This is a genomic window from Tahibacter amnicola (assembly GCF_025398735.1).
In the GTDB taxonomy this organism is placed as follows: domain Bacteria; phylum Pseudomonadota; class Gammaproteobacteria; order Xanthomonadales; family Rhodanobacteraceae; genus Tahibacter; species Tahibacter amnicola.
Genome location: NZ_CP104694.1, coordinates 5434942 through 5455834 on the forward strand (window position 1 = coordinate 5434942; position 20893 = coordinate 5455834).

The 20893-nt window shown below is 67.1% G+C and carries 17 protein-coding genes; 13 read left to right on the forward strand and 4 right to left on the reverse strand.

Annotated elements, in window-relative coordinates; all coding sequences use genetic code 11:
- Positions 1–107: 107 nt before the first annotated feature.
- Positions 108–1427 (forward strand): hemolysin family protein, encoded by a 1320-nt coding sequence (locus N4264_RS21290; RefSeq protein WP_261694229.1) that lies wholly within the window; start codon positions 108–110, stop codon positions 1425–1427.
- An 18-nt stretch (positions 1428–1445) separates the two neighbouring features.
- Positions 1446–2051 carry an exopolysaccharide biosynthesis protein gene (locus N4264_RS21295; protein WP_261694230.1) on the forward strand — a complete coding sequence of 202 codons (606 nt, stop codon included), beginning with the start codon at positions 1446–1448 and terminating at the stop codon, positions 2049–2051.
- Between the two features lie 25 nt (positions 2052–2076).
- Here the strand turns inward: N4264_RS21295 and N4264_RS21300 are convergent, their stop codons facing one another.
- Entirely contained in the window at positions 2077–2874 is a 798-nt protein-coding gene (locus N4264_RS21300) for an RNA methyltransferase (protein WP_261694231.1), read from the reverse strand.
- A 180-nt stretch (positions 2875–3054) separates the two neighbouring features.
- On the opposite strand from N4264_RS21300, the gene N4264_RS21305 reads away from it, so the two are divergent.
- From N4264_RS21305 to N4264_RS21340, 8 genes are all read left to right on the forward strand, one after another.
- Positions 3055–3858 (forward strand): inositol monophosphatase family protein, encoded by an 804-nt coding sequence (locus tag N4264_RS21305; protein WP_261694232.1) that lies wholly within the window; start codon positions 3055–3057, stop codon positions 3856–3858.
- A 140-nt stretch (positions 3859–3998) separates the two neighbouring features.
- Positions 3999–7346, forward strand: a complete 3348-nt coding sequence (locus tag N4264_RS21310; RefSeq protein WP_261694233.1) for a two-component regulator propeller domain-containing protein — start codon at positions 3999–4001, stop codon at positions 7344–7346.
- A 268-nt stretch (positions 7347–7614) separates the two neighbouring features.
- Entirely contained in the window at positions 7615–9474 is a 1860-nt protein-coding gene (locus N4264_RS21315; RefSeq protein WP_261694234.1) for a LodA/GoxA family CTQ-dependent oxidase, read from the forward strand.
- 14 nt (positions 9475–9488) lie between these two features.
- Complete coding sequence (locus N4264_RS21320; protein WP_261694235.1) at positions 9489–10637, forward strand: NAD(P)/FAD-dependent oxidoreductase; 1149 nt, start codon at positions 9489–9491, stop codon at positions 10635–10637.
- Positions 10638–10708: 71 nt separating this feature from the next.
- The gene (locus N4264_RS21325) at positions 10709–12061 is read left to right on the forward strand and encodes an ATP-binding protein (protein ID WP_261694236.1); all 1353 of its coding nucleotides are present in this window, start codon (positions 10709–10711) and stop codon (positions 12059–12061) included.
- A gap of 1 nt (position 12062) precedes the next feature.
- Positions 12063–12536 carry a hypothetical protein gene (locus N4264_RS21330; protein ID WP_261694237.1) on the forward strand — a complete coding sequence of 158 codons (474 nt, stop codon included), beginning with the start codon at positions 12063–12065 and terminating at the stop codon, positions 12534–12536.
- Complete coding sequence (locus tag N4264_RS21335; protein WP_261694238.1) at positions 12533–13465, forward strand: tetratricopeptide repeat protein; 933 nt, start codon at positions 12533–12535, stop codon at positions 13463–13465. The genes N4264_RS21330 and N4264_RS21335 overlap by 4 nt, the downstream gene beginning before the upstream one ends.
- A gap of 13 nt (positions 13466–13478) precedes the next feature.
- The gene (locus N4264_RS21340; RefSeq protein ID WP_261694239.1) at positions 13479–14042 is read left to right on the forward strand and encodes an RNA 2'-phosphotransferase; all 564 of its coding nucleotides are present in this window, start codon (positions 13479–13481) and stop codon (positions 14040–14042) included.
- Between the two features lie 109 nt (positions 14043–14151).
- Here the strand turns inward: N4264_RS21340 and secF are convergent, their stop codons facing one another.
- From secF to yajC, 3 genes are read right to left on the reverse strand one after another with little or no spacing between them, the layout of a single operon-like run.
- Positions 14152–15168: a protein translocase subunit SecF gene (gene secF, locus N4264_RS21345; protein WP_261694240.1), complete on the reverse strand. Its 1017-nt coding sequence runs from the start codon at positions 15166–15168 to the stop codon at positions 14152–14154.
- 19 nt (positions 15169–15187) lie between these two features.
- A complete protein-coding gene (gene secD, locus N4264_RS21350) occupies positions 15188–17047 on the reverse strand; it encodes a protein translocase subunit SecD (RefSeq protein WP_261694241.1) in 1860 nt (619 codons plus the stop codon).
- Between the two features lie 58 nt (positions 17048–17105).
- Positions 17106–17627 carry a preprotein translocase subunit YajC gene (yajC, locus tag N4264_RS25705; protein ID WP_343231967.1) on the reverse strand — a complete coding sequence of 174 codons (522 nt, stop codon included), beginning with the start codon at positions 17625–17627 and terminating at the stop codon, positions 17106–17108.
- Between yajC and rsxC the strand changes: the two genes are divergently transcribed.
- Genes rsxC through rsxG form a run of 3 tightly spaced genes read left to right on the forward strand, consistent with a single transcriptional unit; the run spans position 17626 to position 20865 of the window.
- Positions 17626–19224: an electron transport complex subunit RsxC gene (rsxC, locus tag N4264_RS21360; protein ID WP_261694242.1), complete on the forward strand. Its 1599-nt coding sequence runs from the start codon at positions 17626–17628 to the stop codon at positions 19222–19224. The genes yajC and rsxC overlap by 2 nt on opposite strands.
- Positions 19221–20252, forward strand: coding sequence for an RnfABCDGE type electron transport complex subunit D (locus N4264_RS21365; protein WP_261694243.1), 1032 nt, complete (start codon positions 19221–19223; stop codon positions 20250–20252). Before rsxC ends, N4264_RS21365 begins: the two co-directional genes overlap by 4 nt.
- Positions 20245–20865, forward strand: a complete 621-nt coding sequence (rsxG, locus tag N4264_RS21370; RefSeq protein ID WP_261694244.1) for an electron transport complex subunit RsxG — start codon at positions 20245–20247, stop codon at positions 20863–20865. The genes N4264_RS21365 and rsxG overlap by 8 nt, the downstream gene beginning before the upstream one ends.
- The last annotated feature ends 28 nt before the right edge of the window (positions 20866–20893 follow it).

A 20893-nucleotide genomic window follows, 5' to 3' on the forward strand; every position in this document is an offset into this window, starting at 1 on the left:
GTTACAGCAGCGGTCCGGGTGGCTGCATCCGCATGCGGACCCGTCCTTCGCGCCGGGTGGATACCCGCGGCTGGTACACTGCCCCTCCCTGGGCTACCTGCCACCCGATGCTCACCGAAATACTGGTCGTCTTTGTCCTGATCCTGTTCAACGGCTTCTTCGCCCTGTCGGAGATGTCCGTGGTGACGGCCCGCAAATCGCGCCTCAAGCAGATGGCGGAAACCAGCACGCGCGCCACCAATGCGCTGCGGCTGACCGAAAGTCCGGAGCGGTTTCTTTCCACGGTCCAGGTCGGCATCACGCTGATCAGCCTGCTGACCGGCGTCTACGGCGGCGCCACCATCGGCGCCCGGATCAGCGCCGGGTTCGCCGGGATGGGCGTGGAACCCGATGTGTCGGCCTTTCTCGGCACGGCCCTGAGCGTGGCGGCAATCACCTATGTGTCGATCATCGTCGGTGAGTTGATTCCCAAGCGCGCCGCCCTGGTCGCGCCGGAGAAAATCGCCGTCTGGATCGCCTTTCCGATGCGTCTGTTCGCCACGGTGGCGGCCCCCTTTGTCTGGCTGCTGTCGTACAGCACCCGCATCGTGCTGACACTGCTGCGGCTCAACCGCGGCAGCCGCGACCCGGTGACGGAAGAGGAAATCCGCCTGCTCGTGGCCGAGAGCGCCGAGCAAGGCGTGATCGACAGCGACGAGCACAACATGGTCAATCGCGTGCTGCGGCTGGGCGATCGCTCGGTCGCCAGCCTGATGACCCCGCGCACGCGCATCGCCTGGCTCGACGTCGCCGCGCCGCTCGCCGCAAACCTCGCCGTCATGCGTGACACACCCTACTCCCGCTACCCGGTCTACCGAGGCAATGAACAGGACGTGGTCGGCGTGCTGGAGATCAAGTCCCTGCTCGACACCCTGGGCACACCCAACGTCGATCTCTTCGGACATTTGCGCAAGGCCCTGTTCGTGCCCTCCACGGCACGTGCGCTGGACCTGCTGGAAGAGCTGCGCGAGTCCGAGGCCACCGTGGCGCTGGTGGTGGATGAATACGGCGATATCGAGGGCCTGGTCAGCCTCAACGACATCCTCGGCGCCGTGATGGGCAAGACCGCCCTGGTCACCGAAGCGGTGTCCGATGCGCCCATCGTCAAGCGCGAGGACGGCAGTTACCTCGTCGACGGCGCGCTCGGCACGGACGACCTGCGCGAGCTGCTGGACCTGCGCCAGCTGCCCAATGAAGAAGATCACGATTTCCGCACCGCCGCGGGGATGGTAATGGCGCAATTTGGCCGCATACCGCAGGTCGGCGAGTCGTTCCGCTGGCGCGGTTTCCGCTTCGAGGTGCTCGACCTGGACGGCCCGCGGATCGACAAGCTCCTGATCGCAAGAACCGATGCCCCTCAGTTGCCGGACGCCGACGCTGCGGCGTGACGAGAGAATGGACCACGGATGACCCAACCGCACGACCCGCGTACGACCGAACTGCTCCAGTACTCCCTGGACCAGAACACCGGCGACACCATCACCCTGGAGCAGTTCCTCGCGCCGCTGGAAACGCGCGCCTACGGATTCCTGCTGGTGCTGTTGTCACTGCCCAACTTCATTCCTATCCCGATCGGCATTGGCGGTGTCTCAGGCACCATCCTCGTGCTGGTCGGCGCGCAGATGCTCTACGGGATGGATCGCCCTTGGCTGCCGCGGTTCGCCCGCAACCATGGATTCGGGCGCACCTCGATCGAGCATTTCGTTGCCCGCATGAAGCCGATCTTCGGCTGGCTCGAACGTGTCTGCCGGCCCCGTTTCGAACAGATCACGCGCAAACCCTGCAGCCACGTGTCCGGCTTCCTGCTGATCGTGCTGGGCGTGCTGCTGGCGTTGCCCATTCCCTTCACGAACTATCCGTTCGGCTTCCTCATGCTGCTGTTCGGCGTGGCGCTGATCGAGCGCGACGGCATCCTGCTGGCGGTGGTGTGGACGGCAACAGCCGCATCGGTCGTGATGCTGGCCAGCCTGAGCAACGCGATGGTTTCCATCGCCAAGCATTTCTTCAGCTAGCGCTGCTACGCCATCCGTAGCAAACCTAGCCCTCGCCATCCGGCGTGGGCGTACCAGCCTTGGGGCCGTAACCTGCCAGGCGCGCCATGCGCTGGGCGTCCGACAGAATGCCGCGCAGCACGCGCAGCTCGCGCTCGTCGGGCTGGGCGCGCAGGAACAGCTTGCGCAGGCGCAACAGGATGGTCTCGGGCGAGCGCCCCTTGTGGAAATCGATATCGTCCAGCGTCGTCGCCAGGTGCTGGAAGAAGCCCTCCATCGCGCCGGCGTCGGCCGGCGGATCGGACTTCCGCGGCGGCGGCGCGGTGGGATTGCCCAGGGCCGCCACGCGCAGCTCGTAGGCCAGGACCTGCACGGCCTGGGCGAGATTGAGCGAGCTGTAATCGGGATCGGCCGGAATGTGCACCGCCGCATGGCACAGGGCCAGCTCGTCATTCTCAAGCCCCGTTCGCTCGTTGCCGAAGACCAGTGCCACCTCGCCACCGTCCTGCGCCTCGGCGACCGCCCGGGGGCCCGCTTCCCGCGGCGTGTGCTCGCGCAACGCCACATTGCGCTGCCGTGCCGTGGCGCCCATTACCAACCGGCAATCGCCGATCGCCGCGGCCAGGTCCGGCACGACGATCGCCCGCTCCAGCACGTCGACGGCGCCGGCGGCAAACGCATCGGCCTCCGGATCCGGAAACCGGTAGGGCGCTACCAGCACCAGGCGGCCAAACCCCATCGTCCGGATCGCCCGCGCCGCCGCGCCGATATTGCCGGGGTGCGAGGTTCGCACCAGGACGAAACGGGTACGGCCGGCAGGCGTGCTGGCGGGGTCAACGGTCATCGGCGGAAATCCGGTCACGGCAAGGGCGGCGAAGCGTAGCCGGTCGGGCGTCCGAGCCCAACTGGGGCACCGGCCCCCGGCCCGGATTTTGCCGCCCGCACCCGCTCTGTTATTCTTCGCGGTTCGGTGCCGGCCCCAGATGCCGTGCCCTGTTCTTTTTAAGCCATCATCGGAGCCACCATGCCCAGACCCGCCATCAACGTCGCGGTAAAAGCCGCGCGTGCCGCCGGCAGCCTGATTGTCCGCAACCTCAACCGCGTCGAGGGTCTGGCGGTGGTCGAGAAGGAACGCATGGATTTCGCCTCCGATGTCGACCGGATGGCCGAGCAGCTGATCCTGCGCGAACTCAAGCGCGCCTACCCCACCCACGCCTTCCTGGCAGAGGAATCGGGGCAGATCGGCAAGGCGCGGCAGACCTGGGTCATCGATCCGCTCGACGGCACGCACAATTTCCTGCGCGGATTTCCCCATTTCTGTGTCTCGATCGCCATGCTCGACGGCAACGAACCGGTCTACGGCGTCATCTACGATCCCCTGCGGGACGAAACCTTCACCGCAAGCAAGGGCGACGGCGCTTTTCTCAATGAACGCCGCATCCGGGTGAGTCCGCGCGACGGTCTTTCCGGCGCCCTGCTGTCCACGGGCTTTCCGTACCGCCAGCGCCGCCACTTGCAGGCGCAGATCGACATGACGCATGCGCTGCTGGCCAGCGCCGAAGACATCCGCCGCACCGGCTCGGCGGCGCTGGACCTTGCGTATGTTGCGTGTGGCCGCCTCGATGGTTACTACGAAGTGGGCCTGCGCCCGTGGGACATGGCGGCCGGTGCGCTCCTGGTGCGCGAGGCCGGTGGCCGCTACTGCGATTTCGCCGGCCGCGACGGCCTGCCCGAATCCGGCAATATCGTCGCCGGCAACCACAAGGTCGCCGCCGCGGTCGTCGCGGCGATCGAGCCGACCCTGCCGCCGGCCCTGCTGGCCGGCTGACGGCGCTGCAGCGCCGCGTGCCCAGGACGGCACGTGGCGCAACAGCGGCATTCTCCGGGCGCTGCGCCGCTTGCACCTGTCGACGCCCGACGAGCACACTAAATCCACCGCTTGCGTCGGCACTCCATGGCAGCGTCGGGATGAACCCCTATCTGAGGTTGTTCGCGCTCCTGCTCCTCTGCCTGGCCTGGCCGACCCCTTCCCCGGCGCAGACGCGCCCGCTTGACGAGCTGAACCTGCGGTCCTGGAACGTCGACCAGGGCCTGCCCCACAACAGTGTCCTGACCATCGGCCAGACCCGTGACGGCATGCTGTGGGTAGGCACCTGGGGCGGCCTTTCGCGCTTTGACGGCGCCGAATTCCGCACCTTCAACCGCTCCAACACCTCCGCCATCGGTGACGACGGCGTGCTGGCCATGGCCCCCACGCGCACCGGCGGCCTCTGGGTCGGCACCCACGGCGGCGGCCTCCTGCGCGTGGAAGACAACCGCATCGAAGGCATCGTCGCCGTTGGCACGACCATCAACGGCCACGTCGGCGCGCTGTGGGACGACGGCAGCACCCTGTGGATCGGCTCCGAGAGCGGCGGCGTGTATCGCCTGGACCAGGACAAGGTCACGCCGATCCGCGACGAGAACCTGACCCCCAATCTCTCCGTCTATGCCATCGTCAGCGACCTGCGCCGCGGCCTGTGGATCGGCACGCGCGACGGCGTCTTCCAGATGCCTGCCAGCGGCGGCCCCAGCCGCCGCTTCGACCTGCCCGAGAAGCACCGGGACGCCATCGTCTACGACCTCGTCGCCGCGTCCACCGAAGTGCTGTGGGTGGCCACGTCCCACGGCGTGTTCCGCCACGATCCCGAGCAGGGCTGGCGGCAATATGTGGACAATGTGAGCTATCGCCTGGCGATCGATCCTACCGGCCAGCTGTGGGTCGGCACCCAGGCCGACGGACTGATCCGTATCGCGGGCGAGTCGGTGCAACGCATGCCGCGATTTCCCGGCGTTCCGGACAGTTTCGTCGCCAGCCTGTTTCCCGATCACGCCAACGGCGTCTGGGCCGGCACCAATGGCGGCCTGATCAGCCTGCAGGCGCTGCGTTTCCGAAATCTGTCCAACTTGCAGGGACTGTCCAACAACTTCGTGCGCAGCCTGCTGGAAGCCCCCGACGGCACCATCTGGGCCGCCACCGCGCGCGGGCTGAACCGCATCAAAGCGGGCAAGATCGACCAGCCTTTCGCCGGCACGCCCCTGGGTGCCGCGTCGCTGCTCTCGCTGGCGATCGAGCCGGACGGCACGCTCTGGGCCGGCACCTACGTCGACGGGGTCTGGGTCGTCCGCAACGGCAAGCCGGAGCGACCGAACCTGGGCGACCACCGGCCCCAATCCGTCCGCAGCGTGCTGGTGGCACGCGACGGCACTGTCTGGGTGGGCACCAACGACGGGCCGGTGCATTTCGATCCAGTGCACCAACGCGTGCTGCCGGATCCGCCCGGCCGCTTCGGCAACGTGATGACCCTGCACGAAGACCGCAAGGGACGGATCTGGATCGGCACCAATGAAAGTCTCTCGCGCCTGGACGGCGACCAGGTCACCACGTTCGGCGCTGCCCAGGGATTCCAGGGCAAGGCCGTCTTCGGCATCGTCGAGAGTGAATCGGGTGACCTGTGGGTCGCTACCGACAACGGCCTCGGGCGTCACCGCGACAACCATTTCCATTTTGTCACACCACAGCAGGGGTTGCCGCTCTACACCGTGCTGGGCGTCGTCCGCGACACGACCGCCGCGCTCTGGCTGACCTCCAACGCCGGCATCTACCGCGTCGCCGAAAGCGAGCTGCACGCCGCACTGGCCAATCCCTCGCACCGTTTGCAAGGTCGTCTCTACAACCGCGACGACGGCATGCTGACCAACCAGTGCAACGGCGCATCCAATCCGACGGCACAGCAGGTCCGCTCGGGAGAACTGTGGTTCTCGACCGCTGCTGGCATCGCCATCGTCGATCCGCGCGTGGCCGATTCGGTCGCGCCGGAACCGCCTACCGTGGTGATCGACCGGGCCACCATCGATGGCCACGAAGTCAATCCGGCCCTGACGCCGCAACTGGAGCCGGGCAGTCACACCATCGCGGTGCAGTTCACCGCCGCCGCACTGACCCAGCGCGGCAACATCGACTACGCCTATCGCGTCATTGGCATGGACGAACGCTGGGAGCATATCGGCGCCGAGAAAAGCATCCGCCTGGCGAACCTCGCGCCGGGACAGTACGCGGTGGAAGTTGCCGCACGGATGGGCGATGGCCCGCTGACCCGGTCTCCGCCCCGTTTCTCCTTCACCATTGCACCGCACCTGTGGGAACGCCGCGGATTCCTGCCCGCCGTGATCGCCATCGCGGTGTTGATCAGCTTCGTGGCTTTCAGCCTGCGCAACGCGTCGCTGCGACGGCACAACCGTCTGCTGGAAGAACAGGTGTCCGAACGGACGCGCGAGTTGCGCGAGGCCAACGAACGCCAGACCAAGGCGAACGAACAACTGTTCCAGATGAACAGCCAGCTCAACAGCGAAATCAGCGACCGTCTGCTGGCCGAACGCACGCTGCACCAGCGCAACGAGGAACTGGCGTCGCTCAATGAGAAGCTGGCCGGTGCGCAGAGCCAGCTGCTGCAATCGGACAAGATGGCCTCGGTCGGCCAGTTGGCCGGCGGCGTGGCGCACGAGATCAACACCCCGATCGGATTTGTCGGCGCAAACCTCACCAGCCTGCGCAACTACACGCAGGAACTCTTCGGCATCATCGACGCCTACCAGCGTGTCGAGGCACGCATCGCCGACGACAGCCCCGCCTGGACCGCGCTGCGCAACCTCAAGCGCTCGGTCGACCTGGAATTCCTGCGCCAGGACTGCGGCGACCTGCTGCGCGAATCACAGGAGGGTATCGGACGGGTCGCCAAGATCGTGCGTGACCTGAAGGACTTCTCGCACGTCGACGAAGCCGAATGGCAGTTGGTGGACCTGCACAGCGGACTGGACACGGCGCTCAACCTGCTGGCGCACGAGCTCAAGCACCGGGCCACCATCATCAAGGAATACGGGCGCCTGCCCTTGGTCGAATGCCTGCCGTTCCAGGTCAACCAGGTGTTCCTGGCGTTGCTACGCAATGCGATGCAGGCGATCGACAATCAGGGCACCATCACCATCCGCACCCGTGCCGAGCCGGACTTCGTCACGGTCGAGGTGGCCGATACCGGAAAGGGCATTCCGGAAGCGCATCTTCATCGTATATTCGAACCGTTCTTCACCACGCGCCCGGTGGGATTTGGTACCGGGCTGGGGTTGTCGGTGGCCTACAGCATCGTGCAGACCCACGGCGGAACGATCTCCGTGACCAGCGAAGAGGGCGTCGGCAGCACCTTCGTCGTGCGGCTGCCGCTGGTTGCCAACCGGTTGCTGGGCGGAGTGATCATTCCCGACACGCGGGAATCCACCTGAGGCGCGCGGGAACACGGGCCAGGTGCGGACGCCGATCACCGAGGCAGGCCTGAGCAAGCCGGCGGACTGGATTCCTGCCGCCGCCCACGCCCCCGTCGGCTCGCTGCGGGTCCGAAGGAATGACGCGCGGCATTGCGCAGCCCCCTCCACGCCGGCGCGCGCCAACGCGAAATCACACCCTTTCACCACAACATGACCTTGTGTCATTCACAATATGTACACAATACGGTGTACGATACCGGCCAGTCTCGTCACCGGAGCGCCGGGTATGTCACGCAAGCACAGCGACGACGCACGTATCGCCTACGCCAGGATCCATCCCGCCATCGGCGTGGCCCGCGTCGGCAATTCCACCCAGGACGACGGCTACTACATCGGACCGCAGGTTCCTGATCCACCACCCTCTCCTCCCGGTGCCTATCGCGATGCCAGCGGTGCGCTCAAACGGGAAGTCGCGCAGTTTCGAATTTACGGCTACGACGGCGAGGGCCGGGTCGTGCGCGAGCTCACCATGGCTGACGCGCAGATCACCTGGACCGTGGAGCTGGCCAACCGCAAGGCGGCCTGGTACGACTTCGAGCTGGCCCTGGACATTCCCGAGGCCGCGGCCGCGCCACCGTCGACACGGCGCAATGCGGACGTGATCGACCGCGCGTCGCTGGTCATCCTGCCCGGCCCGCGCCACATCGACGCACCGGCCCGGCAGGGCAGCGCGTACCGGTTCGATGGCGGCACCTTCCTGGGCATCGAGGTTCCGTTGGGCGAGTTGCGTACGGACGATGCCGGCCGGCTGCTGGTCTTCGGCGGCCATGGCAAGTCGGCGTCGATCAACCAGCAGCCCCCAACCACCTTCGCCAACAATGACGGCTGGTACGACGACACCAGCGACGGGCCGGTGACAGCCACGGTACGCCTGGGCGACCGCGAAATCGCCGTTTCCCCGGCCTGGGTCGTGGTGGCGCCGCCCAACTACGGGCCGCAACAGAAATCGGTGCGTACGCTGTACGCGCTGCTCACGGACGTCGCTGTCCAGGCAGGCATGCTCCCGGCCCCGACGACACCCTCGTTCCGGCACGACATCCTCCCGGTCCTGCGCGCGCTGTGCGACCTGCAATGGATGAACGCCGGGTTTTCCGCCGGCTTCGGCTATGGCATGCCGCAGCACTTTCTCGATCCACGCTACCTGTCGCAACTGGCGGATCCGTCCGATACCTACCGGGAACTGCGCCGCACCGTTGCGAACATGTTCCGCAATCCGGCCGACGGGGATATCTCGCTCAAGCCCTGGCCCTGGGTCTATGGCGACGCCATGAACGTGCCGATGCCCGAAGTGAAAAACGCCATGAATGCCCTGACGACCACGCAACTGGCCCTGCTCGATGCCTGGGCCGAAGGGCGGTTCGTGGCCGATCTCGATCCATCCGCGGCGCCACCGGCAACGATTGATGAAGTGCCACTGGAAGCACAGCCGCAGACCCTCGACCGCGCGGCACTGGAATTCTGCCTGGCAGACGCCTTCCATCCGGGCTGCGAGGTCACCTGGCCCGTGCGCCACGCCACGATGTACATGGCGCCGTACCGCTGGCGCCACCGGCAGCCCGGCAATCCCGAACCGGACTACGGCTCGACCCTCACCAGCGCCGAGGCGCTGTCCTACAACGGTCCGCTCTACGCCCAGTTTCCCGGTTCGCTCACGCGCTGGATGGCGATTCCCTGGCAGACCGACACGGCCAGCTGCCGGTCCGGCTACGACCCGCAGTACGACCCCTACCTGCCGACGTTCTGGCCGGCGCGCGTACCCAACCAGGTACTGTCGGCCGAGAACTACGCGAAGGTGATGGATACCTCGCTGCCCCGCGAAGAACGCCTGGCGGCCTACATGGAACGCGCCGACTGGGATCGCACGCTGGGCGCCGGCTACATGAACCAGCTGGCCAACATGATCACGCGCTTTCCGGAGATGGGCGTCGTCGAAGTACGGCCCGGCATCGCCGGGGATCCGGACTTCCCGCCGGTCATGCAGGTGGAAGATCGCGGCGGCGAACACCTGACGCCACAGGAGAAGCAACAGACCGTCTCGGAAATGCGCCATGCCGGAAAGGCGCAGCGCTTCCTGGTTGTGAAATAGGGATTTGTAGCCTCGTGAACACCGCCATCCCTCCCGGCCATTGGGACGTCGCCATCATCGGTGCCGGTCCGGCCGGTTGCGCACTCGCCTGCGCACTGGCGCCTGGGCATCGCGTGCTGGTGGTCGAGCGCCATGTTGAGGCGAGCCGTCTGCGTATCGGCGAATCGCTCCCCGGCGCGGCGCTGCCGATCCTCGCGCGGCTCGGGCTCGATGCGGCATTTCTGCAATCCGGGCACACCCCGCGCGGGGCTACCGTGTCGGCCTGGGATACCGCCGAACCGGTCTGGCGCGACAGTCTGCGCGACCCGGCCGGAACCGGCTGGCACCTGGATCGCGCCCGGTTCGACGCCCAGCTGCGCCAGGCCGCGGCCGCGCGCGGTGCCACGCTCCTGCATGGCGCCGTACAGCACGTCGCCCGGGGCTCGGACCGCACCTGGCAATTCGACGTGGAGTCGGCCGGCCTCGCACGGCGTCACAGCGCCCAGGTTGTGGTCGATGCCGGCGGCCGCAGCAGCCGCCTGGCGCGCCTGCTGGGTGCTACGCGCGAGGAAGCAGAGCCCGTGCTCTGCCTGCATGTTTTTCTGCAACCGCACGATGATGACCGGGACCAGCGCACCGTGATCGAGGCCGCGCCCTACGGCTGGTGGTACAGCGTCCGCACGCCCTCTGGCGGCCGCGTCGTCGCGCTGCATGTAGACGCCCAGGATCCACACCGGCGCCAATGGCGCGACCCCGGCAACTTCTTCGCCGCTGCGCGGCAATGCCCCCTGGTGGCGGGCGTCATCGGCGCGCGCACCGCGCCCACCGTCGAGGTGCGGCCTGCGGGCGCCAGCCGGTTGAGCGAGCCCGCCGGCACCGGCTGGCTCGCGGTGGGCGATGCGGCCGTGGCCTTTGATCCCATCGCCTCGCAGGGGCTCTTCCACGCACTGGCCAGCGGTCATCACGGCGCGCAGGTCATCGCGGATATTCTGGCCGGACGTCCCTCCGCACTGGTGCAGTACGCGCGGGAAACGCAGGCCGTCTGGGAGCGCTACCGCGTGCACGCGGCCCTGACCTACAGCGGTCCGGAACGCTTCCGGCGTCATCCGTTCTGGGCGGCTCGACGGGTCAGCCACGCGACCCTGCCCGCGCAAAGGGCGGCACTGGCGCAGGCCGGCCACTAGCTGAAGTTCGCCGGTCCTTGCCCGGCACGACGGCGCTTGGCAAGCTGCGCTTTTCCCGCGGTACTTCGTTCATGCACGTCGATCAACTGGATGCATTGGAAAGCGCGCTCGCCGCCTCGCCGGACAACCTGCCGCTGCTGACCCTCGCCCTGCAGGCCTGCGCGGACGCGGGCGATGATGCACGCGCGCAACGCCTGCTCGGACTGGCGCAACCGGCGACGCAGGCTGCTCTTCCGGGGTCATTGCAACTGAAGCTGGCGGTACTGGCGCTGGAGAACGAGGACTACGCCCGCGCGCTCGAACAATCGCCGACCGACCAGCCGGAAGGACGACTGTTGCGTGCGCGGGCACTGCTTGCGCTCGGTCGCCGTGAAGAGGCCGGCCAGGAATACCGCGCTGCGGTGAAGGCCAACCCGACGTTGGAAGATGCGCGTATCGCCGCCGAACTGGGTGGAAAGATCGTCTCACTGGACGCCGCCCGCCGGCTTGGCGCCGAGCGCACCGTCGCCAATGACGATACCGACCAGAGCGAAGTGGTGCGCCTGCTCAAACCCGACAACGAGCGGGCCACGTTCGCGGATGTCGGCGGCCTGGATGCCGTCAAACAACATATCCGCCGGCGCATCATCACGCCGTTCCAGAAACCGTCGCTGTTTGACCGGTTCCGCCGGCGTGCCGGCGGCGGCATTCTCATGTACGGCCCTCCCGGCTGCGGCAAGACGCTGCTCGCGCGCGCTACCGCCGGTGAGTGCGGCGCCAGGTTCTTCAACGTCGCGATCGAAGATGTCCTCGACATGTGGCTGGGCGAATCCGAGCGCAAACTGCACGCGGTGTTTGAAGAAGCACGCCGCGCGGCGCCAGCGGTGCTCTTCTTCGACGAGATTGAGGCCATCGGCGGCCGTCGCGAGTACACACGCGAGGCGACCTCGTCAAAGCTGGTCAGCCAGTTCCTGGCCGAGCTGGACGGCTTCTCGCAGAACAATCACGGCGTGCTGATCCTGGGCGCCACCAATGTGCCCTGGGCGATTGATGCGGCGTTCCGGCGCCCCGGCCGCTTTGATCGCGTCCTGTTCGTGCCGCCGCCAGACCAGGCCGCACGCGAAGACATCCTGCGCGGCCTGCTGCGTGACCGCCCGACCTCGGGGACCATCGATGTCGCCTCGCTCGCGCGTGGCACAACCGGCTTCTCGGGCGCCGACCTGCGCCATCTGGTGGAATCGGCGATCGACGAGGCGATCGAAGCGTCGCTGCAAGCGGGCCAGGAAGTGCCGATGACAATGGCGCACCTGAAGACGGCGCTGGCAGAGGTACGCCCGACGACCACCGAATGGCTCACCACGGCGCGCAACTACGCGCGTTATGCCAACGAAGGCGGCCAGTACGACGACGTGCTGGCGTTCATCAAACAACACGGACGCAGCTGAGATGACCACTGCCCGCTATGTGCTGCCGGACGAACCCAGCCCCGGCCCGATGGCGAAACTCGCCGTCAATCCCATCTGGCCACTGCTGGCCTGCATGCTCGTGGGTACCTGGCTGGGTGTCCTGTGGTTTGCCTTCAACAGTTTTGCGATGGGCAGCCCGACCTGGCGGCGCGAGCTGGCCATGCTCGCGCTGGCCTTCCTGGGCGGAACGGTCCTGGTGTTCGGACTGGTCTATGCCTTCTCTGTCGGTTGGCTCGACAAACAGAGCCTGCGTTATGCCTGGCTGAGTGTCACGGCGCTGCGCCTGTGCTGCTTCTACGTCGTCCACCTGGCGCAATCGCGCACATTTGAACTGTTCACCTATTTCGGCGGCAAGCCGGCACAGGGCGCCGTGGTGCTGATCCTCGGCGTGCTGAGCAGATCGGCGGTGTCCGAATTCCTGGGCATGGGCATCCTGGCGGTGATCCTGCTATGAACCCGACGTCGAACGACCGCCTGTTCAACCTGGCCATGCGCCAGATGCAGCACGGCCAGCTCCAGGAAGCGATGGACACGCTGTGCAATGTCCTCGCCCACCAGCCGGACAGCGCCCTCGCCCACGCCCTGCTCGCCCTCTGCCTGCGTGACCGCAAGCGCCTGTCCAGTGCCGAGCAGGAGGCGGGCGCCGCACTCGCCCTGGCGCCGCAGCTGTGGTTCGCCCACATGGCGATGGGCCTGGTGCAGCAAGGTCTGCGCAAGCCCGAGCTGGCCAGGACGCACCTGATGACCGCGATCGAGCTGGCCCCCACGGAAGACTGGCCGCGGCGCGAACTTGGCCGCCACTATCTGATGCTGGACCAGCGCACCAAAGCGCTCGAATGGATCGAAAGCGCCTGCGCCGCCGACCCTACCGACACGGCCAATCTCGCCCTCCTGGCGCAATGGCATCTGGAAGGCCGCGCATTCGACCGCGCCGAGGCCGTCGCCCGAGAGGCGCTGGCCATCGACCCGCAATCGCAGGACGCGCTGGTCGTCCTGGGCTGGGTCGCCTTGCGCCAGAACCGCCTGGAGGAAGCGCAGGAACACGCGGTCTGGGCGGTCCAGCAGAACCCGGAGGACGAAAGCGCCCTGCGCCTTCTGGTGGCGATCAAGACCCGGCGCAGTCCCCTGCTCGGCCTGTGGTTCCGCTTCAACTCCTTCCTGGTGGGTGGCGGCGGCACGCGCATGGTATTGCTCCTGGTCGGCATGTACCTGGCGTATCGGGTGCTCACGCTGCTGCTGCACGATCTGGAGCAGCCCACCGCCGCCACGATGCTCAATTACGTCTGGCTGGCGTTTGTCATCTATACATGGGTGGCACCTGCGCAGTTCCAGCGCATGCTGCGCAAGGAGCTGGAGCAGGTGAAGCTGAAACCGGACTTCTGACATCACCCCGGCCGTGAGCGCCAAAGACGATATCCGAGTCAGCAAATTCCTGAGCTACGTGCTGCGGCACGCGCCCGAGTCGATCGGGCTTGCGCTCGACAGGGAAGGCTGGTCGGCCATCGATGTGCTCGTCGTCCAGGCCTGTGTCCATGGCATGCCGGTCACGCGTGACCAAGTGCTCCGCGTGGTCGCCACGAGCGACAAACAGCGCTTCAGCATCTCGCCGGACGGCCTGCGTATCCGCGCGGCCCAGGGTCATTCGGTGCCTGTGGACCTGGGCCTGCCGCCACTGCCGCCGCCGGTGGTGCTCTATCACGGCACCGCGGTGCATTTCGCGGAGGCGATCCGTCGTGAAGGTCTCACACCCCGGTCGCGCCGGCAGGTGCACCTTTCCTGCGACAAGGAAACCGCCCGTCGCGTCGGTGAGCGCCACGGAACACCCCTGGTCCTGGTGGTGGACTGCCAGCGCATGCACGCCGAAGGGTACGTCTTTTTTCGCGCCGACAACGGCGTCTGGCTGACGGACCGGGTTCCACCCCGGTTCCTGGACGGGGTCGAAGCGGACAGCGACGAATAGCACTGGTCCTGCGCGAGCAGTAAGGGAACGCATCCAACAGCGACAACAACAACAAAAAACCCGGCCAGTTGGCCGGGTTTTTTTGTGCTACCCGATCGACAGCCTTCTGTCAGGGACGACGCGCCAGCTCAGGATCTTCGCGCGTGACCGGCATCAGGTCCTGCTTCGACACGCCCAGCCACAACAGCACCGGGTTGGCGAAGAAGATCGACGACAGCGTACCGACGAAGATACCGATCAGCATGATCAGGCCGAAGTTCTGCAGCGCCGGGCCGCCGACGAAGTACAGCGTTCCAACCGCAAGACTGGTGGTCAGGCCGGTCATGATCGTACGGGACATGGTCGAGTTGATCGACCGGTTGAGAATCTCGTACGGCTCGCCCTTGCGCGAGGAACGGAAGATTTCACGTACGCGGTCGAACACGACGACCTTGTCGTTGATCGAGTAACCCACGACCGACAACACGGCCGCCAGCGCCGGCAGGTCGAATTCGCGACCCGTGAGGGCGAAGATGCCCACCGTCAGCAGCGTGTCGTGGATTTCGCTGGCCACCGCCGCGATAGCGAAGCGCAGTTCGAAGCGGAACCACAGGTAAGCCATGATGCCGAGGATGACGAACAGCACCGCGACCAGACCGTCGCTGCGCAGCTCTTCACCGACCTGCGGTCCCACGAACGAGCTGGAGTGGATGGTGACGTCCTGGCGCGCCGTCTTGAGCGCCTTCAGCACTTCGCCGGCCAGCTTGTCAGCTTCCTTCGAGGCCGCGTCGGCTGGTTTGGCGGCTTCGCCCTCAGCTGGCTTGGCCGCGTCGGTGGTGGCCTTGGCCGCGTCGGCATCGCCTTCGTGCGGCTTGATGCGGATGGCGTATTCCTTGGTGTTGCCGAGCGACTGCACGACGGCGCCCGCAAAGCCGTGATCCTCGACGGCCTTGCGCACCTCGGCGATATCCGCGTCCTTCTCGTAGGTGACCTGGACCAGCGTACCGCCGGTGAAATCCAGGCCGTAGTCGAGACCACGGACAAAGATGATCGCCGCGGCGATCACGCAGAGGATGGCCGACAAGGTCAGGCTGACCTTGCGCAACGCCATGAAGTCGAAATTGGTGTCGGACTTGAACAGTTCCATGATGCGCGTACTCCCCAGCTCAGACCGACAGGGACTTCAGGCGGCGGCCGCCGAAGATCAGGCCAACCAGCACGTGCGTGACGGTGACCGAGGTAAACATCGACGTGATGATGCCGATGAACAGGGTGATGGCGAAGCCGCGGATCGGGCCGGAACCGAAGGCCATCAGGCCCAGCGCCGCGAGCAGGTGGGTCACGTTGGCGTCGAGAATCGTCGCCCAGGCCTTGTTGTAACCCCCACTGATGGCAGCCATCGGGCTCGACCCGTTACGCAGTTCCTCGCGGATGCGCTCGCAGATCAGCACGTTGGCGTCGATCGCCATGCCGAGTGTCAGTACGATACCGGCGATACCCGGAAGGGTCAGGGTGGCCTGGCAGATCGACAGGATAGCCACCAGCAGCACCAGGTTCAGCAGCAGGCCGACGTCGGCGATGAGGCCGAACATCTTGTAATAGAGACCGACAAAGACGACCACGAGGCCGACCGCGATCAGCACGGCGACCAGGCCCTTGCGGATGTTGTCTTCACCGAGGCTGGCACCGATCACGCGTTCTTCGACGATATCGACGGGCGCCGCAAGCGAACCGGCGTTGAGCAGGCGGGCCAGATCGTTGGCTTCCTGCATGCTGTCAAGGCCCGTGGTCTGGAACTGCGAGCTGAAGACGCCGCGAATGTTCGCCACCGAGATCACTTCTTCCTTGACGCGCGAGGACTTCACTTCCTTGCCGTCGACGATCGACACCTCGGGGATACGCTCGGTATAGACCACGGCCATCGGCTTGCCGACGTTCTGCATGGTGAATTCGAGCATGCGGTCGCCGCCGCGGCTGCTCAGGCGCACGCTCACACCCGGCGTGCCGGACTGCGAGTCGAGAATGGCGGTGGCGCCGACGAGGTCGTCGCCCGAGGCGATCACCTTCTTCTTGAGCAGGATCGGCGCGCCACTCTCGCGCAGCTTGTAGAGCTTGGCGTCCGCCGGCGGCGTCGCGCCATTGGCCACGTCCAGGGCATTGCCGGCCTCGTCGACCGCGCGATATTCCAGGCTGGCCGTAGCGCCGAGCAGGCGCTTGGCGGCGGCGGTGTCCTGCACGCCGGGCAGCTCCACCACGATGCGCGAATTGCCTTGCTGCTGGATCACCGGTTCGCCCAGGTCGCCGATACGATTGCGCAGCGTGCTCATGTTCTGGGAGATGGTGTTCTTGGCCACTTCGTCGAGCTTGGCCGGCGAAATACGCAGATTCAGCCCGAACGCATCGCCCGTGGTGGCACCGTTGGTGAGGACCACCTCGCTGCCGAACGAGCGGCTGATTTCCGCGGAGATCTTCTCGCGATCGGCCTCGGAACGGGCGGTGATCACCACGCCCTGCGCACCGCGATTGGCGCTGATGCCGCGGATGCCCTTCTCACGCGCGATGTTCTTCACTTCGTCGACGTAGTGGGCTTCCTGCTTCTCGATCACGCTGGCATGGTCAACTTCCATCAGGAAGTGCACGCCACCCTGCAAGTCCAGGCCGAACGGCATACCGTTGGCGTGGATCGCCGCCAGCCAGCTGGGAACGGTGGAGGCGAGGTTGAGCGCAACCGTGTAGTTGTTGCCCAGCTCCGAACGCAGGTTGTCACCGGCGGCGATCTGCTGGTTCGGGTCAGCAAGGCGGACCAGCAGGCGGTCGTTTGTCAGGTCGATCGAGGTGAACGCGACCTTCTTCGACTCCAGGATGCCCTGCACCTTCTCTTTCAGCGCCACGTCGACCGTGGCGCCGCGATTGGCGGACACCTGCACGGCGCGCTGCTTCGGATAGAGGTTCGGCAGGGCGTAGATGAAGCCGACCAGCAACGCCAGTACGACCAGCGCGTATTTCCAGCGGGGAAACTCGTTCATGCCTTGAATCCCAGGGGTGTGCCGCGGATGGCCGCGGTATCGATGTGCGCGTAACGCCTCAGGCCGACTTCAGCGTGCCCTTGGGCAGGACTGCCGTGATCGCATGCTTCTGCAGCTTCACCGTCACGTTCGGGGCGATCTCGATGCTGACGTACGACTCGCTGATCTCCTCGACCTTGCCCAGGAGGCCCGCGGCCGTGGCCACTTCGTCGCCCTTGGCCAGGGCCGACAGCATGGCCCGCTGTTCCTTGGCGCGCTTCATCTGTGGACGCAGCATCAGGAAATAGATGAAGCCGAACATCACCACCATCATGATGATCGAGCCGAAGCCGCCGCCGGCCGCTCCGGCCGGAGCGCCTGCCGCCTGCGCGGACGCGCTGGAAATAAAGAATTCCATGATTCTCTCGCTGGTTATTGCCCGGACAAGGAAACGCCGAGCATACAAAAGGTCGCGGATTATGCCACGCGTCACCGCCAGGCGCACCGCGGTGCAGGGCATGGGGGCCCGCCGGGGCTGGTTCAAGCGTATGGCCGCCCCGGCCGGCGCAGCCTGCAGGCCGTCCGATACAATCACCAGCATGCCCCTGTACCCGTTTCCCGGTGGCCTTCGCCTCCCTGCCGGCAAGGACACCCTGCCGCCGTTTGCCGTCTGCCCGCTGCCCGAACGCCTGATCGTCCCGCTGGGACCGCCTGGCGGCCCGGCGGCCTTCTGCCGTGTCGCGCCGGGCCAGCCGGTGCGCCGCGGCACGCGGCTGGCCGACCCGCTCGACGCCGCCGGCGCCGCGGTGCACGCGCCGGCCGCGGGGGTCGTGGCCGCCATCGGTCCGCGCGTCCTGGCGGACCCGAAGGCTCCGGTCCGCTGCGTCGAGATCCTCGTCGACGGAACCGACGCCCGCGAAACGCTTCCGCCCGTCGAATCCCCCTTCGACGCCGATCCGGCCGAGCTGCTGCAGCGCATCCGTGACGCCGGCATCGTGGGGCTGGGCGGCGCCGGGTTTCCCACGGCCATCAAGGCCGGTACGCCGTGCCGCCACCTGATCGTCAACGGCGCGGAATGCGAGCCGCTGGTGCAGTCGGACGACACCCTGATGCGCCGGCAGGCAGCGGACGTGATCGCCGGCGCACGCGTACTGGCACGGATCACCGGGGCCAGCGAAGTCACGATTGCACTGGAAGACCGGCTGACGGCCGCCCGCGCCGCCCTCGCCGAGGCCCTGGGCGCGAATACCGACCTGCGCATTGTCACCGTCCCGTCGATCTACCCCTCGGGCGGCGAACGGCAGCTCATCTATTCGTTGACCGGCCAGGAAGTCCCCGGCGGCCAGCCCGCCACCGCGATCGGCATCCTGTGCCAGAACGTGGCGACGGTTGCCGCAGTATGGCGGGCCGTCCGCCATGGCGAACCGCTGACCGCCCGTCTGGTCACGGTGGCCGGTCGCGGCGTGATGCGGCCAACGGTATTCGAAGTACGCCTGGGGACGCCGTTCGAGTGGGTGATCACCCAGGCCGGCGGTTATGCGCCGGACGCTGCGCGGCTGCTGGAAGGCGGGCCCATGATGGGCATCGCGCAGCCGCATGACGCGATACCCGTGACGAAAACGACCACGGCGATCGTGGTGCAGACGACGAGCGAGACAGCCCCCGCGATGGAACAGCCCTGCATCCGCTGCGGCGAATGCGCCCGCGTGTGTCCGGTCCGCCTGATGCCACAGCAGCTGCTGACGGCAGTCCGGCGTGAAGACTGGGCACAGACGCAGGCACTGGCCTTGCGAGACTGCATCGAATGCGGCTGCTGCAGCCATGTGTGTCCGTCGCATATTCCACTGGTGGACTGGTACCGCTTCGGAAAAGCGGAGCTGGACCGCCGCATCGACACCCGGCAGCGCGCCGACCGCTCGCGCGCGCTTTTCCTCGGACGGACGCAACGCCTGGAGCGCGAGCAGGCCGAACGCGTGGCACGGGTCGCCGCGCGCAAGGAGTCACTTGCCCAGGCGGCCGTGGTCGTCACCGTAGAGACGCCATCCGCGCCCGCCGCCGGCGAGCCGTCCCCGGCACCGTCGACTGCACCCAGGACGATGGACAAGGCGGCCGTCCTGGCGGCCATTGCCCGCGGCAAGGCCCGCAAAGCGGCCAACCCGCCGCGCCCCGCCCCGCCCGCGCCCGACGAAGACGCATGAGAACCTTCCCCGTCCACGGCGGCCCGCATCTGTCGCCACCACGCCATGTGCGTCACGTCATGGTCGACGTGCTGCTGGCCCTGGTGCCCGGCATCGCCGCGCACGTCTGGTTCTTCGGCGTGGGCGTGCTGGTCCAGCTGATCCTGGCCGCCGGTTTCGCCATCGCTATTGAGGCGGTAGCACTTCGATGGCGCGGCCTGCCGGTGCGTCGTATCGGCGGCGATCCGTCGGTGCTGGTCACGGCGGCGCTGTTCGCGCTGTGCCTGCCGCCGCTCGCGCCCTGGTGGATCAGTCTGGCTGGCATGCTCGCGGCGGTGGTGCTGGCCCGCCACGCCTACGGCGGCATGGGCTACAACCTGTTCAATCCGGCGATGGTGGGCTACGCCGTCGTGCTCATCAGCTTTCCGCGCGAGGTGTCTGGCTGGATCGCCGCGGGAACCCAGGCGCTGGATCCCCTCGATGTGATCCGGACGATCCTCGCCGGTGACCTGCCCGCCCCCCTGCGCTGGGACACCATCAGCTCGGCCACGCCGCTGGACACCGTCAAGTCGCTGGCCGCCCGCGGCCACATGATCGGCGAGATCCGGCACGACCCGCAGTTCGGCGATTTCGGCGGCAGGGGCTGGGAATGGATTGCCAATGCCTATGCACTGGGCGGGCTGTATCTGCTGTGGCGCGGCGTGATCCGCTGGCAGGTGCCGGTCGCGGTGATCGGCAGCGTGATCGCCGTTTCCGCGCCGCTGTGGCTGTTGGATGCGGATGTCCATCCGATGCCGCTCCAGCACGTTTTCAGCGGCGGGCTGATGCTGGCTGCCTGGTTCATCGCCACCGATCCGGTGACCGGTTGCGCCTCACCGCGCGGGCGGCTGCTGTTCGGCATCGGTGTGGGCGTGCTGACGCTGGTGATCCGTCGCTGGGGCAGCTACCCCGACGGCGTGGCGTTCGCGGTATTGCTGATGAACGGTGCCGCGCCCCTGATCGACCGATACACCCGCCCTCGCGTCTTCGGCACCGGCAGCCATGCCTGAGCCGTCGCCGCTGCTGCGCCGGTTGTTCGCCGTCATGGCGGGCAGTGCGCTGCTGGGACTGTCCGGCTGGCTCGCATCGGGCCGCATCCGCAACCAGGCACACCGCGAGGCACTGTCGGCCCTCGCCGCGGTGCTGCCGCCGGACCGCTACGACAATGACCCGCTGGCCGATCGCATCCGGGTCATCGACGAGGCGGCCCTCGGCAGCGCACAGCCCATGCCCGTGCTGCGCGCACGCAAGGACGGCCAACCGGCCGCGCTGGTGATCGAGGCGATCGTCCCCAAGGCCTACGCCGGCCCCGTCCGCCTGCAGATCGGCGTCGACAGGCGGGGGGCGGTAACCGGCGTACGCGTCCTGGAGCACCACGAAACACCGGGTCTTGGCGACCGCTTCGAAACCGATAGCGGCGAATGGCTGGCGGCCATCCGCGGCAGATCGCTCGACACCACGCCCACGGCCCGCTGGACCGTCCGGAAAGACGGCGGCGATTTCGACCAGTTCAGCGGCGCAACGACGACGCCGCGCGCGATCCTCGAACGCATTGCGCGCGTGCTTGAGTTCGTGAAGGCACATCGCGAAGCACTTTTCGCCGACGAAGCAGACATCCCATGACCCTGCGCGATGACGTGCGTCGTGGCGG